Annotated in this window: 14 protein-coding genes and 1 tRNA gene; 7 read left to right on the forward strand and 8 right to left on the reverse strand. The window is 69.6% G+C overall.

Features of this window, described 5'->3' with window-relative positions; all coding sequences use genetic code 11:
* Positions 1–47 precede the first annotated feature (47 nt).
* Complete coding sequence (locus tag ABRP18_RS16680) at positions 48–1,175, forward strand: hypothetical protein (protein WP_349885064.1); 1,128 nt, start codon at positions 48–50, stop codon at positions 1,173–1,175.
* A 189-nt stretch (positions 1,176–1,364) separates the two neighbouring features.
* Positions 1,365–2,261: a serine protein kinase RIO gene (locus tag ABRP18_RS16685; RefSeq protein ID WP_113681040.1), complete on the forward strand. Its 897-nt coding sequence runs from the start codon at positions 1,365–1,367 to the stop codon at positions 2,259–2,261.
* Between the two features lie 106 nt (positions 2,262–2,367).
* Here ABRP18_RS16685 and speB read toward each other — a convergent pair whose 3' ends face one another.
* From speB to ABRP18_RS16705, 4 genes are read right to left on the reverse strand one after another with little or no spacing between them, the layout of a single operon-like run.
* The gene (gene speB, locus ABRP18_RS16690; protein WP_113681039.1) at positions 2,368–3,315 is read right to left on the reverse strand and encodes an agmatinase; all 948 of its coding nucleotides are present in this window, start codon (positions 3,313–3,315) and stop codon (positions 2,368–2,370) included.
* Positions 3,316–3,349: 34 nt separating this feature from the next.
* Complete coding sequence (locus ABRP18_RS16695; RefSeq protein WP_179515734.1) at positions 3,350–4,966, reverse strand: thiamine pyrophosphate-binding protein; 1,617 nt, start codon at positions 4,964–4,966, stop codon at positions 3,350–3,352.
* Positions 4,967–4,976: 10 nt separating this feature from the next.
* Positions 4,977–6,644: an amidohydrolase gene (locus ABRP18_RS16700; protein ID WP_349885065.1), complete on the reverse strand. Its 1,668-nt coding sequence runs from the start codon at positions 6,642–6,644 to the stop codon at positions 4,977–4,979.
* A 52-nt stretch (positions 6,645–6,696) separates the two neighbouring features.
* Complete coding sequence (locus tag ABRP18_RS16705; protein WP_058630812.1) at positions 6,697–8,034, reverse strand: MFS transporter; 1,338 nt, start codon at positions 8,032–8,034, stop codon at positions 6,697–6,699.
* 210 nt (positions 8,035–8,244) lie between these two features.
* Between ABRP18_RS16705 and ABRP18_RS16710 the strand changes: the two genes are divergently transcribed.
* The gene (locus tag ABRP18_RS16710) at positions 8,245–9,153 is read left to right on the forward strand and encodes an Lrp/AsnC family transcriptional regulator (protein ID WP_227750885.1); all 909 of its coding nucleotides are present in this window, start codon (positions 8,245–8,247) and stop codon (positions 9,151–9,153) included.
* A 59-nt stretch (positions 9,154–9,212) separates the two neighbouring features.
* The gene (locus ABRP18_RS16715; RefSeq protein WP_349885066.1) at positions 9,213–9,983 is read left to right on the forward strand and encodes a hypothetical protein; all 771 of its coding nucleotides are present in this window, start codon (positions 9,213–9,215) and stop codon (positions 9,981–9,983) included.
* A 15-nt stretch (positions 9,984–9,998) separates the two neighbouring features.
* On the opposite strand, the gene ABRP18_RS16720 is transcribed toward ABRP18_RS16715, so the two are convergent.
* Positions 9,999–10,421 carry a MarR family winged helix-turn-helix transcriptional regulator gene (locus ABRP18_RS16720; protein WP_046748676.1) on the reverse strand — a complete coding sequence of 141 codons (423 nt, stop codon included), beginning with the start codon at positions 10,419–10,421 and terminating at the stop codon, positions 9,999–10,001.
* 70 nt (positions 10,422–10,491) lie between these two features.
* Between ABRP18_RS16720 and ABRP18_RS16725 the strand changes: the two genes are divergently transcribed.
* Positions 10,492–10,896, forward strand: a complete 405-nt coding sequence (locus ABRP18_RS16725) for a hypothetical protein (RefSeq protein ID WP_113681502.1) — start codon at positions 10,492–10,494, stop codon at positions 10,894–10,896.
* A gap of 43 nt (positions 10,897–10,939) precedes the next feature.
* The gene (locus ABRP18_RS16730) at positions 10,940–11,971 is read left to right on the forward strand and encodes an FUSC family protein (protein ID WP_058630803.1); all 1,032 of its coding nucleotides are present in this window, start codon (positions 10,940–10,942) and stop codon (positions 11,969–11,971) included.
* Positions 11,972–11,981: 10 nt separating this feature from the next.
* Here the strand turns inward: ABRP18_RS16730 and ABRP18_RS16735 are convergent, their stop codons facing one another.
* Entirely contained in the window at positions 11,982–12,491 is a 510-nt protein-coding gene (locus ABRP18_RS16735; RefSeq protein ID WP_179515729.1) for a hypothetical protein, read from the reverse strand.
* A 1-nt stretch (position 12,492) separates the two neighbouring features.
* On the reverse strand, positions 12,493–13,098 hold the full coding sequence (dcd, locus tag ABRP18_RS16740; RefSeq protein ID WP_045263886.1) for a dCTP deaminase: 606 nt from the start codon (positions 13,096–13,098) through the stop codon (positions 12,493–12,495).
* A 102-nt stretch (positions 13,099–13,200) separates the two neighbouring features.
* Here dcd and ABRP18_RS16745 point away from each other — a divergent pair.
* Positions 13,201–13,274, forward strand: a tRNA-Gly gene (locus ABRP18_RS16745).
* Between the two features lie 50 nt (positions 13,275–13,324).
* Here ABRP18_RS16745 and ABRP18_RS16750 read toward each other — a convergent pair.
* On the reverse strand, positions 13,325–14,005 hold the full coding sequence (locus ABRP18_RS16750; protein ID WP_349885067.1) for a hypothetical protein: 681 nt from the start codon (positions 14,003–14,005) through the stop codon (positions 13,325–13,327).
* Between the last annotated feature and the right edge of the window lie 42 nt (positions 14,006–14,047).

Below are 14,047 nucleotides of genomic sequence, written 5' to 3' on the forward strand. Positions count from 1 at the left end.
CAGCGGAGAGGCGGGGAGTTCCCAGCCGGAGCGTGCAGAGTATCGATATGCAGGAGCGCGGAGGGGCACGGCAGCGGATGCTGCACGGCGCCTCGGTCATCGCGGCGATCATGCTCACCGCCGGATGCACCCCGCAGCAGGCGGTCGGGCCTGAGGACTGGACACTCGAGGCGATCCCGTTCCAGAACTCCTCCGTCGGCGCGGGCCCGGAGGCCACACCGGCCGGCGAGCCGATCGATCTGGCCTACGGGATGCGTGTGTTGTCCGACGACGGGGCCGGCGGCTTCTGGACCGTCTCGTCCGGATCATGGCTGCACGTCGGGGCCAATGGCCAGACGCTCACCCGGTTCAACACCGAGCCCGAAGACCCGCTCTCGCATGTCGGGGCGATCGCCGCGCTCTCGCCCACCGAACTGGTCCTACTGCAGGGCGACCGGCTGCATGTGATGCCGATGCTCTCGGTGCTCGATACCACCACCATGGCGGTGCGTGATCTGCCGGGAGATGCCGTCGGCGACGAAGGCGACTTCGACTTCGGGGACTTCGAGTTCGGGGATGTCGCCGTGCACGAGGGAGACGCCTTGGTCGTGCGGTACCAGCCGCGCCCATCCGACGGTTACCTCGACTACGAGGTGCTGCGCGTCGACGTCGACAGCGGCGCTCGGACGCTGCTGCACGGCGGTCCGATCGACCTCGACGACGCACCGGGCGCTCGCCCCGGCGTCCCGCCGATCAGCCTTGATGTCGACGACGCCGGACACATGTACCTCGCCACTCCGTCCGCGCGGATCGTGCTCGCCGCCGACGGTACGGAGCTGAGCAGGGAGGCGCAGGTCGCCGATCGTCCGCTCGTCGCGGTCGCACCGGACGGCACAGCCCTGTGGTGGGGCGGACGACCGCAACCGAGCGACGCGCAGGGCGTGATCGTCGGCGGCTCATCCGACGCGCGAGCGGCGATCGAGCGTCGGATGAGGTGCACCGACATCCCGAGCGACGGCACGCTCCGCTCCGGTGACGCCCTCCGTCTGGGCAACGCCTCCGGAGAGCATCCGCCGCCGTTCCTCTGTGGCGCGAATGCCGCCGTCTGGGCGGGCGACTCCTGGGTGGTCGCAACCGGCGGCGAAGGCGATGGAGTACTCGTCCGGCTCAGGCCCCCTCTGGACACGCGCCTCTAGACACGCGCCTCTGGACACGGTGTCGTCGACACCCTAGGCTCGACGACGCACCGGGAGGATCCCGGGAAGCCCGAGCGGAAGGAGCCGAAGACATGAACACCGTCTTTGTCGCGCTCTCCGCCGACCACCTTCCCCTCGAGGCCACCCGCTCCTGATCCTGGTGTGGCCTCCTGCTCCCGGAGCCACATCGTGTCTGATCTCTTCGCTTCCTCGGAAGCCGCGTCCTTCGACGCACCATCCTCTTCTTTCGACGCCTCTTCCTTCGACGCCCTCGAGACCGAACTAACCTTCGCCGACGTCGTTCCCGGCGAGGGGCAGCGCTGGACCACGTGGCCGGCGGTCACCCCTTCCGAGCGAGGTCCTGAACCCCGGCCCGCATGGGTCGTGACCTCGGCCGGGGCGCTCGACACGGAGCGAGGCATCCTCAAGACCGGCAAGGAAGCCGACGTGTTCCTGCTCGAACGCGCGGTGCCTGGCGACCCGACGCAGCACAGCCTGCTCGCCGCCAAGCGATACCGCAGCGCCGAGCACAGCAGCTTCCACCGCTCGTCGATCTACACGGAGGGCCGCAGCACCCGGAACACCCGCGATACGCGCGCGCTCGCACGGAAGTCGGTCCACGGCCGGGAGGTGGCCGCAGCGCAGTGGTCGTTCGCCGAGTTCGAGGCGCTCTGCCGGATGTGGGAGCTCGGCGCACCCGTGCCGTACCCGGTGCAGGTGAACGGAACCGAGGTACTGATGGAGTTCCTCGGCACCTCCGACGGCACGGCCGCGCCCCGCCTCGCCCAGGTGCGCAGCGATCGCGCCGAGCTGCAGGACTTCTACGCGCAGACGGTCGACCTGATGCGGACCTTCGCCGCAGCCGGCTTCGCGCACGGCGACCTGTCGGCATACAACCTGCTCGTGCACGAAGGGCGGGTGCGCGTGATCGACCTGCCGCAGATCGTCGACATCATCGCCAACCCACAGGGCCTCGACCTGCTGCACCGCGACTGCATGAACATCTGCGAGTGGTTCACCCGGCGACGCGTCGACTGCGACCCCGAGGAGCTGTTCGCCGAGCTGCTCGCCGCCTCGTACACCTGACACGCCCCCCGCCCGCCCTGCTCCGGAGGCTGAATCGAGAGGCGGGGCGACTCAGGAGGCGGGGGCGGCCCGGCGGCGGGCCGGGGAGGTCGGGGGTCCGGGGGGCTCAGGCAGCGAGGCGGGCGGCCAGCAGGGTCACGAGCTCGTAGACCACGTGGCTCGCGGCGATGCCGGTCATCTGCGCGTGGTCGTAGGCGGGCGACACCTCGACCACATCCGCCCCGACGATGTTCTGCGAGGCCAGGGCCCGCAAGATCCGCAGCAGCTCGCGGCTCGTCAGCCCGCCGGCCTCGGGGGTGCCGGTGCCGGGCGCGTGGGCGGGGTCGAGCACGTCGATGTCGATCGACACGTACAGCGGCTTGTCGCCGATGCGCTGCAGGATGCGGGCGATGGCGGCCTCGACCCCGTGCTCCTCGATGTATTCGCTCGACACGATCGAGAAGCCGAGGCGCTCGTCGTCCTCCAGGTCCTGCTTGGAGTACAGGGGGCCACGGGTGCCGACATGGCAGCTCGCGGTGAGGTCGATCAGTCCCTCCTCGCTCGCGCGTCGGAAGGGAGTGCCGTGCGTGATGGGGGCCCCGAAGTAGGTGTCCCAGGTGTCGAGGTGCGCATCGAAGTGCAGCACAGCCACGGGCCCGTGCTTCGCCGCCACCGCACGCAGCAGTGGCAGAGCGACCGTGTGGTCGCCGCCGATCGTGACGATGCGCTGCACCTGCTCGCCGAGCGCCAGCGCCGCGCGCTCGACCTCGGCCACGGCCTCGGTGAGGTCGAACGGGTTGACCGGGATGTCACCGGCGTCCACCACCTGCGCGATCGCGAACGGCGACACGTCCTGGGCGGGATTGTAGGGGCGCAGCAGCCGCGAGGACTCCCGCACGTGCGACGGGCCGAAGCGCGTGCCCGGTCGGTAGCTCACACCGGAGTCGAAGGGGATGCCGACGACGGCGATGTCCGCACGCGGCACGTCTTCGATACGCGGCAGCCGGGCGAAGGTCGCGATGCCGGAGTACCGCGGGTTCACGGAGGCGTCGATGGGGCCGCTGTTGTCGGTCATTGCTCGTTCCTGTTCGTCGGGGATGTCGAGGGATTCAGAGCGCACTCTGCGGGATGTGCACCAGCTGCACTCCCCCGTCGGTGATCGCGGCGCGGATGCTCGATGCGATGTCGTCACGGCGTTCCACCCGCCGCCCGGTCGCGCCGAAGGCCGAGGCGAGCGCTGCCCAGTCGGGCTGTACCAGGTCGACGCCGATCGGCTCCATGCCGCGGTCGACCTCGTTCTGACGGATCTCGGCATACCCGCCGTTGTCGACGCACACGATCGTGATGTCGAGGCGCTGTTCGACCGCCGTCACCAGCTCGTTCACGCAGAACATCAGGGCGCCGTCGCCGATCACGGCCACGACCGGGTGCTCGGTCTGCGCGACTCCGGCACCGATCGCTGCCGGAAGACCGTAGCCGAGGGTGGCGTAGGTCGGGGTGTAGAGCAGGGAGTGCGGATGCGCCGACGACAGCACGCTGCCGAGCGCCATGTAGACGATCTGCGACGAGTCGCCCGCGACGATGGCATCGGCGGGCAGGGCCTCGACGATGATCTCGGCCAGTGCCACCGTGTCGGGGGCGGTCGCGCGCATCTCGGCGGCGATCGCGGTGCGCTCGGCGGTGAGGTCACGCGCCGGGCGCACACCGGCGGGGAGGGCAGTCGACAGCGCGTCCAGAACGGCAGCTGCATCCCCCGTGATCCCGACCGTCGCGGCGAGGTTCTTGTCGCGCTGCGCGAGCGAGATGTCGATGCGGATCACGGCCCCGCGGGCTTCGAGCCGCGGCGCCCACAGCTCGGCCTCACCGAGCTTCGAGCCGACCACGAGCAGCACGTCGGCGGCCTCCGCGACAGCACGGGCGGCGGCGAGTCGCAGGTTCGACCCGAGCGAGAGCGGATGCCGCTCGTCGACCACGCCCTTGCCGTTCAGCGTGGTCAGCACCGGGGCTCCGAGACGCTCGGCCAGGAGGGTGACCTCGTGCGCGGCATCCACGGCTCCCCCACCGGCGACGATCACCGGGGTCTTCGCCTCCGCCAACAGCCGGGCCGCTTCGGCGAGCGCAGCCGACTCACCCGAGACCCGCGCAGGGACCGGACGCGGCCGCCGCGCCTCGGCGGGGACGTCGGCCGGAGCCTCCAGCACATCGAGCGGGATCTCGATGTGCACCGGACGAGGACGCCCGGTGCGGAACAGGGTGAACGCGTCGTGCACGGCCTCGACCGCTTCGGCGGCGCTCGTCACGCGGCGCGACCACTCTGCGATCGCGCCGACCATGGCCGTGGCATCCTTCGTCTCGTGCAGTGTGCCGACGTCGGCGAACTCCGCACCGAGCGGCACTCCCGGCGAGAGGACGATGAGCGGGCGCGACTCGCAGAAGGCCGTGCCGATCGCGCTCATGGCGTTCTGCAGTCCGGGACCGGAGGTCGTGATCACGACTCCGGGGAGGCCGGTCTGCTGGGCCCACCCGTCGGCACCGTAGCCGGAGCCCTGCTCGTGACGGTTCGTCACCGCGCGGATGCCGAGGTCGGCGAGCGGGCGGTAGAGCTCGAGGTTGTGGGTGCCGGGGATGCCGAAGATCGCGGTGACCCCGTACGCGCGGATCGTCTCCAGTACGGCGCGCCCGGCGGTGTCGGCGTACTGCTCTGCCGCTGTGGTGTCGCTGCTCATCGGATCATCCTCACACTCGGTGACGACGCACGCCGTCGACCCAGGTCTCGCGCACCGTGATCGCCGAGATCTCCTCGGCGGGGACGGCCAGCAGATCGCCGGAGAGCACCGCGAAGTCGGCGTACTTGCCGACTTCGAGCGACCCCAGATCGTCTTCGCGGCCGATCGACACGGCACCTTCGATCGTGTGTGCGCGCAGAGCTGCAAGCGCCGAGACGCGCAGGTCGTCCGGCCCGAGCTTGTGCCCCCGGCGCGTGACTCGGGTCACGGCCGTCTGGATGGCTTCGAGCGGGATGGGCTCGGCGACCGGGGCATCGGACGAGATCGTGAACGGCACGCCCGCGCGCTCGAACTCGCCCAGCGGGTTGAAGCGCTCGCCCGGAGTGCCGATGGCCTCCTCCACACCTTCGCCCCAGTTGAAGTAGTGCTGGGTCTGGTTGACCGGACGGATGCCGGAGGCGGCCATCCGGTCGATCTGCTCGGGAGTCGGCAGGCCGCAGTGCTCGATGCGGTGACGGGCGTCGGGATCGGGGTGCTCGGCGAGCGCGGCCTCGATCGCGGACACGACCATCTCGATCGCGGTGGGCGACTGCGCGTGTGTCGCGGTCTGCAACCCCGCGGCGTGCGCTTTGCGGATGAGCCCCTCGTACTCGGCGGGCTCGTGGTACAGCTGGCCAGTGCGGCAGGGATCGCCCACGTAGCCGTCAGGGAAGTATGCGGTCCAGCCGCCCAGCGTGCCGTCGGCGTAGAACTTGATGCCGGCGAAGCTGAGGTGCGCGTTGCCGAACTGTCCGACGAGACCCATCTCGAGCGCCTCGTCGAGCAGGTGCGACAGCAGGTACATCGACACGCGCAGTTCCAGGCGCCCGGCCTCGGCGAGGCGCAGGTACATGTCGAACTCGCGACGGGTGACCTGGGCGTCGCCGATCGAGGTCACTCCCCCGGCCAGGAACCGCTGCGTCGCCGCGTCGAGTTGGCGCAGGTGCTCCTCCGGCTCGTCCGCCAGGTGGAAGTTCGGACCGTGGTGGCCGATCTTCACCCCGTGGACGCCGGTGAGGATGTTGCAGGCCGCATCCGACAGCTCCCCGGTGAGCTCGCCGTCCGCGTCGCGGAAGAACTCTCCGCCGTCGGGGTTCGGGGTGTCCCTGTCGACATCGTTGATGGCGAGCGTGTACGAGTTCACCACACCGCCGTGACCCGAGGCGTTCATGAGGTAGACCTCGCGGTCGGCGGCGACCTCGTCGAGCTCGAACCGGGTGGGGTGGCGCTTCTCGGCGAGGTTGCGCTGCTCGTAGCCGTAGCCGCGCACCGGGCGCCCCTCGGGAAGCTCGGCGGCCGCCGCCTTCAGCAGCGCCACGATCTCGGGGATGCTGCCCGCCTTCTCGGGGCCGCAGTCGACCCAGCTCATCATCTGCCCGAACATGAGCGGATGCGCGTGCGCGTCGACGAAGCCGGGGACGATCACGGCGTCGCCGAGATCGATGCGCTCGGGCGAGAGGCCCACCCCCTCCGCCGCCGCCTCGCACTCGGCGGGGGTACCGATCGCGAGGATGCGCCCGCGATCGGTCAACATCGCCGTCGCCGTGGTGGCGTCGTCATCCGCGGTATGGATGGCGTGCGCGGTCAGGAGAAGGGGAGCCGTCTGAGCCGAGCGGTCGAAGGGGGTGAGCTTTCTCATGGGGAACCTGTTCGCGGTCGTGGCGTACGGGAGGCGGAGGTGGCGGCGCCGGTCAGGGCAGCCGGTTCGCCGTGGTGTCCGTACGCGCGGTGAAGGAGGCGGTGACGGGAGCCTCGTCGGAGTGCTGCGGCGCGAGGCGGGTGCAGATTCCGGCGATGAGGGCCATGCCGATGAACATCGCGATCACCGACCAGATGCTGCCCGTCCAGGCGATCAGCTGCGTCGCGAACCACGGCGAGAATCCGGCCCAGACCGCTGCGCCGACACCGTAGGAGAGGGCGATCGAGGTGTAGCGGGCCTGCGGGCGGAACATCTGCGAGAGCAGGGCGGCGATCGGTGCGTAGGTGGCGCTCATCGCGATGCGCACCAGCGAGGCGAACAGGAAGATGAGCGGTTCGATGCGTCCGGGCAGGATCAGCAGGAACGGCACGAAGGTGAGCACCGAGGTGATCAGACCGATGTACATGACGTTCTTCCGCCCCCACTTGTCGCCCAGCCAGGCGACAGGGAGGGTCACGACGAACTCCACGAAGGAGGCGATCGTCATGGCATCGAGGATGACCTGCTCGCTGATCGCGACCGTGTCGCCGGTGGCATAGGCCGTGGCGAAGGTGGTGGCCAGGTAGTAACCGCCGGTCGAGATGGGCAGGATGCCGATGCCGAGCAGGATCGGGCGCCAGTTGGTGCGCAGCGCGAAGGCCAGCGGCATCGACTGCTTGCGGCCCTCGACCTTCGCCTCGAAGACCGGGGTCTCCTCGACGCGATAACGGACCCAGAAGCCGACGCCGACCAGCACGATCGACAGCAGGAACGGGATGCGCCAGCCACCGTTGATGATGAAGTCGTCGCCCATCCGGGTCATGATCGCGAAGATGCCCGATGCCAGCAGCGCGCCGGCCGGGTTGCCGAGCTGCGTGAAGCCGCCGTAGAAGGTCTTCGACTTCTCGGGGGCGTGCTCGACGCTCATGAGCACCGCGCCACCCCACTCGCCGCCGACCGCGAGGCCCTGCACCGCACGGAGCAGGATCAGGAGGATCGGGGCGAGGATGCCGATGTTCTCGTAGGTGGGCAGGCAGCCCACGAGCACCGTGGCCGCGCCCATCATCACCAGCGTGATGACGAGTGACGTGCGTCGGCCGAGCTTGTCGCCGATGTGACCGAAGATGATGCCACCGAGGGGCCGGACGAGGAAGGCGACCGCGAAGGTCGCGAAGGCGGCTGCGGTCTCGGCCAGCCGGTCCCCGCTCGGGAAGAACAGTGGACCGAAGACGAGCGCCGCGGCGGTGGCGTAGACGTAGAAGTCGTACCACTCGATGGTGGTACCGACGAAGGCGGCGATGCCGGCGCGGCGCGCCCGGCTGTGGGTGCCGCTGGTGGGGGTAGTGGTCATGGGGGTGCCCGCTCCTTTGCGGAAGATGTCGGATAGCGAAGGATGCTACGGAGGTGCGGGCCCGTCGGCAAGGGCAGAACTCCAGCGATAACGGGGATTCACTGGATATATGATCGCGCATCTGTGCAATGCGCGCCTTCCCGACGGCGATCACCTCTCCTACACTGAACTTGCGCACGGCGAAGCGTGCGATCGCAGGAAACTGACGAAATGGGCGGAACCATGGATTTCGACGCCGAACTCATCCGCGCGCTGCAGGAAGACGGCCGGGCGAGCATCCTCTCCCTCGCCGAGCGGCTCGGGCAGTCCAGAGCCGCTGTCGCCGCGCGACTGCGCACGATGCTCGCCGACCGCACCGTGCGTGTCGTCGCCGCTGTCGACCCCGTGTTCCTCGGCCAGCACGTCCTCGCCCACGTCTCGATCCGCACCGATGGATCGGTCGAGCTCGTGGCGGAGCACCTGCGCGACATGAGCGAGACCGTGCTGGTGTCGGCGGTCGGCGGCGCGCACGACGTGGTCACCGAAGTGCGCGTGGGGTCGATGTCGGAGCTGCACGACCTGCTGGCCCTGATCCGAGCGATCGACGGGGTGCTCGACATCAGCACGATCATCTATTCGACCGTGATCAAGGGCTTCTTCGTGTCGGAGTATCACGGCGGCGTCACCCTCGACGCGATCGACGAGGCGCTGATCGAGCAGCTGCAGGCCGACGGGCGCAAGAGCTTCCGCGCGCTCGGCGAAGAGGTGCGCCTCTCCCCCTCGGCCGTCGCGACCAGGGTGCAGCGGCTGATCGATGCCGGCGTGATCAAGATCAGCGCGGTCGAGGCGCGCGGACTCGCGCACCGGCAGTTGTCGATGGGGGTGGGCATGACCCTCGGAGACGACGACGACGCCGTGATCGACGAGCTGCGTCGCGGCCGTGGGGTGGACTTCGCCGCGCGCACGCTCGGCCGCTTCGACGCGGTCGCCACTCTGGTCGAGCCTTCGGCCGGCGCGCTCTACGCCAGCCTGGAACGCCTGCGTGCGCTGCCCGGAGTGACGCGCATCGAGGCCTGGCTGCACCTCGCCGTGCTGAAGGAGGACTACGCCCGCACGCTGCGTCCACTGCGGACGGACTGAGGCGCGGCCCCTGCGTCAAGGGGATGGAGGACGCGGCCCGACAGGGGCAGGCTGCCCGCATGAGCAGCGAGGAGTCTTCCGCGACGGAGTCCGGTCCCGAGCGCACGGCGGACGGGCACCACATCGTCGTGAACGGGCGACGCTGGCGTGCGAGCGATCCGTCGATCCCCGACACGCTGCGACAGGAACTGGTGGATGAGCTCATGGCCGCCAGTGGCTCTCCTGCCCAGGCCAGAGCCGCCGGGGAGTGGGCGCAGACGCACGGCGCGCGATATGTCGACGGCGGGATCATGGGCGACCCCGCCGCCGTGGGGTCGCCCGAGGTGCTCCTCTCCTTCAGCGGAGATCGCGTCGGCTTCGACACGCACCGCGGGGCGCTGGAGGGCCTCGGCACCGTCGGATACCACGGAGAGGATGCGGGCCACGCGGCCGTCGAGTTCCTCGCTCAGGTGGCGGTCGGCTACGAGTTCCTGATCGGACTGCTGCATACGTTCGCACTGATCACGGCCGAGGGGGCCGATGTCGTGGGGTTCGCGGAGCGCGTCGCGGGGACCGTCGAGGGATATGTGCCGCTGGTGAAGAGCTTCGGCGAGGCCGTGGCCGCAGGCCAGTACGGGCCCGACCTGGGTTCGTTGCACGTGCAGAGAGCACTCATGGACGACCTCGTCAGCCATCGCGAAGCGCTCGGCATAGACACGGTGCGTATGCGGGAGATCAGGCGGCTGATGGATCGCCGGATCTCTGACGGCCACGGCGACCAGGGGTTCTCCAGCCTGTTCGAGGTGCTGAACGACGAGCGACCCCACCGCGACGAGGCGGAAGACGAGTGACCCGCCGGAGGGCGATCAATCGGTCGCGACAGCGACCCGGCGGGTGAGGTCGAGGAACACGGCACGCTCGTCTGCGGTCAGCGGCGCCAGGAACTGCTCCTGGGCCTGATCGACCACCGCATCGAGCCGGGCGAGCTCGGCGCGGCCTGCTGCGGTGAGGCTGACGACGTTGCGGCGGCGGTCGGACGGATGAGGGGCACGCGCGACGAACCCGCCCTCTTCCAGCACGACCAGTGCCACCGAGACGTCGCTGCGGTCGAGTTCGGTCGCGCGTCCGAGGTCGGCCTGACTGATCGGGCCCGCCTCTTCCACTGCCGCGAGCAGCCGGTAGTGGTACGCGCGAGCGCCCACGTCGGCAAAGAGTTCCTGCAGAAGCGCGTGGGAGCGCAGGTGCGCCCGACTGACCCACCACGTCGCCCTGTGTTCGAGTCGATCCATGAACCGATGCTACTCGTTGGCATCACCAATGATGTGCTACCGTTGGCCGCACCAACGATATGGAGCCCTCATGATCCCTTTCGGCCCGCAGCTCATCGGCCAGACGGAGAAGGCGCTGAACGCCCTCCTGCTCACCCTGCTCTCCCCCCACGCCCTGTCGGAACGGGAATGGGTGACGCTGCGCCTCGTCTCCCAGTTCGAGGGAGAGGGCAGCGTGGACAGGTTCGTCGCTGACCGTCTACACGACCCCGACTCCGCGCTCTTCCTCCGCGCCCTCCAGGAGCGGGGACTCGTCGAGGGTTCTCACCTCAGCCCCACGGGCACGACACTGGTGGCCGCGATCAGCCGCGAGATCGCGCGCGTCGCCGGCCCCATCTGGGACGAGGTCGATCACGACGACGCGCTCGCCGCCGCACGAGCACTGAACCACATCCTGGAGAAGACCCGGCTGCTCCTACGCGCCTCGGCAGTCTGACCCGACGACGGAGGCGGTCGGGAGTCGGACGTAGGCTGGATCAGTGGCGGATTCGCGGGGAAGGGTGTGGACCGGCGTTCTGCGCGTCGAGCCGCACCGCGGCGACCACCGGGTGGCGTTGCGCGCCGCGGTCAGCGTGGCCGTCCCCCTACTCGTGCTCTGGGCACTGGGACGCCTCGACCTCAGCATCTACGCCAGCTTCGGCGCCTTCGCCGCCCTCTACGGGCGGCACGACGTGTTCCGCGACCGCATCCGCATGCAGGCGAGCGCCGGTGGCGTGATCCTCGCCTCGATGCTCGTCGGCACGGCACTGTCGGTCCTCGCCGCCCCGGCCCCGGCCAGCATCCTCGTGGTCGCGGTCATCGCGTCGGCCGTCACCCTGCTCGCCTACACGATGCGGTGGCACCCGCCGGGGCCGCTGTTCCCGGTGTTCGCGGTCGGAGCCTGCGCGACGATCCCCGCCACCGCCGCCTCCTTCGGGGACGTGCTGCTGGTCGGTGGACCGAGCGTGCTGTTCGGCCTGGCCATCACCGCCCTCATCGGCATCCTCACCCGCAGCACCGACGACGTGCCGCCGAAGACCCTGCAGCCCGTCGGCCCGATCGCGGGCGAGATGGCCGCGTCGGTCGGAGTCGCGATCCTGGGCGCGGGCTTCGCCGGGCTGCTGATCATGGACTCGCACTGGTACTGGGCGGCGGTCGGCGCGGTGGCCGCCGTGAGCGGACCTCAGCTCAACGCCCGCGTGATCCGCGGCATCCAGCGCCTTGTCGGCACGTTGCTCGGAGTGCTCGTCGCCGCCGGGATCCTCGCCATCGACCTGCCCCCACTCGCCGTGATCGCCCTCGTGGTCGTGCTGCAGGCCGCCGCCGAGCTGTTCGTCGGCCGCAATTACGGCATCGCGATGATCTTCATCACCCCGCTTGCCCTGCTCATGGTGCACCTGGCCGCACCCACGCCCGTCGACATGCTGCTGCAGGACCGCGCGATCGAGACCGTGATCGGGGTGGCCGTCGGCACGATCGTCGCCGTCGCCTCGGCAGCACTTCGACGCAGGACGGCCCCGAAACGCTCCTGAGCTCAGCAGGTCACAGGAGCGGAACGCCTGAGATCGACGACGCTGCGACGTCGGCGCCCGCGAACGGGAAGCTGGTGGTGTTCAGCAGGTACACGCCCACGACGATCGCGGCGACGAGGAGCAGGAACAGGAACGCGAAGATCACGATGGTGAGCACGCGGTAGCCACCCGACGTCGGCACCTCGGGTGCGACGGACGGCAGCGCCCAGTCATCGGCCACCGCGGCGGGCGGCTCTCCCTCGAGGATGGCGGGAGTCGGACGGGCACGGTCGCCGCGCCGCGTCGCGGGCGGAGGCGGCGGGATCACCGCGTCGGCGGACGGGAGGTCAGACGGCGGCGGGGTCAGCAGCCCGTCCGGGATCGGGATCTCGGGCGGAGGCGGCGGGATCACGACGTCGGCGGGCGGGATCAGCGACTCGTCCGGAAGATCGAGCCCTTCGGGCAGATCGGGGCCCTCCGGGGAGGGCGTCTGCTCCGGGATGACGGGCTCTTCGGGCTGCGTGCCGCTCGCGTCGGTCATCTCAGCCTCCGACTGCTCCGACGTCGGTGGTGCCGACATCCGTCCGATGGAAGTTCTGGAACGACCGGGAGGCCGTCGGTCCGCGCTGACCCTGGTAGCGGTTGCCGTAGGGGCCGGATCCGTAGGGGTTCTCGGCGGGAGAGGTGAGCCGGAAGAAGCACAGCTGACCGATCTTCATGCCCGGCCACAGCTTGATCGGCAGGGTCGCGACGTTCGCGAGTTCGAGCGTGACGTGCCCTGTGAAGCCGGGATCGATGAAACCCGCGGTCGAGTGCGTGATGAGTCCGAGGCGTCCGAGCGACGACTTGCCCTCGAGACGTGCCGCGATGTCGTCGGGCAGCGTGACCTGCTCGAACGTCGCGCCGAGTGCGAACTCGCCGGGGTGCAGGATGAACGGTTCGTCGGGGTCGACCTCGATCAGCCGCGTGAGCTCGGGCTGGTCGACCGACGGATCGATGAAGGGGTACTTGTGGTTGTCGAACAGGCGGAAGTACCGGTCCAGACGCACGTCGATGCTCGACGGCTGGATCATCCCGTCTTCACGCGGGTCGAGGCCGATGCGGCCGGATGCGAGTTCTGCCTTGATGTCGCGGTCGCTGAGAAGCACGGCACCAGCCTAGTTGCCACGGGCTTCCGACGCCGTGCCTGCTTTGGCCAAAGGGCACCAGACGGGTAGGCTGGCGTTCGCCCGCTCCTCGGATGCGGGTACGGGGCTGTAGTTCAATGGTAGAACTTCTGCTTCCCAAGCAGACAGCGCGGGTTCGATTCCCGTCAGCCCCTCCACCTGTGGCTTACCGAGCTCTCCCCGCCGAAGGGTCCGTGACCGAGCGGCGTCAGGAGAAGAGCTGGCGGAGCGCTTCGAGGTCGCCGGAATCGACCACCTTCTGAACGGCGTCGATGGTCTCCTGGGTCGCGAACATGCCCTTGAGCGTGCCGTTCCAGATCGCCCGCACGGTGTCCACGTCACCGGCATCGACCGCCGCGCCCGCGGACTCGATGGCCTGCTGATATGGAATCTGCTGAAACCCACCGGGGGCGTCATGAGGGCTGTAGTACGGCACCCAGGGAAGATCGGGGTCGGGCGTGAGCCAGAGCACCTGCCCAGGGTGGATATCCCGCCGGTGGTTCATGGAGCCGAGGTTCGGGTACGCGCAGAGCCGTTCAGCGACCACGGCTTCGACGTCGCCGGGCTCGACGGTATACGTCACCGGGGTGCCGTCCTCATCGACTGTCACCTCGCCCCGCGCGAACTCGCGCGCGCCGAGATCACGGAGCGTTCCGTGGCGCTCCCAATACAGACCGTCGCCGTCGCTGTAGACCTCTGACATACCGGAGCATCTTTCCGGTTCCGTCGGTTTCGGCGTCGAGGCAGCCTCGGCCGCCGTCCGGAGGTCGACCGCGGGAGCGGATGCCTTGGGCGTCTGGACTGCCACCGGCGAGGTGCACCCGACGAGCACTGCGGCGGTCACACCGATCACGACGAGCGCGGGGGCGACCTTCTGCGTGCCGGACATGACGCCATACTGGCAGATCGCTTTCCCGTTCTCGATGCCTGG

Source organism: Microbacterium sp. WHRI 7836, from assembly GCF_040223885.2.
In the GTDB taxonomy this organism is placed as follows: Bacteria; Actinomycetota; Actinomycetes; order Actinomycetales; family Microbacteriaceae; genus Microbacterium; species Microbacterium oxydans.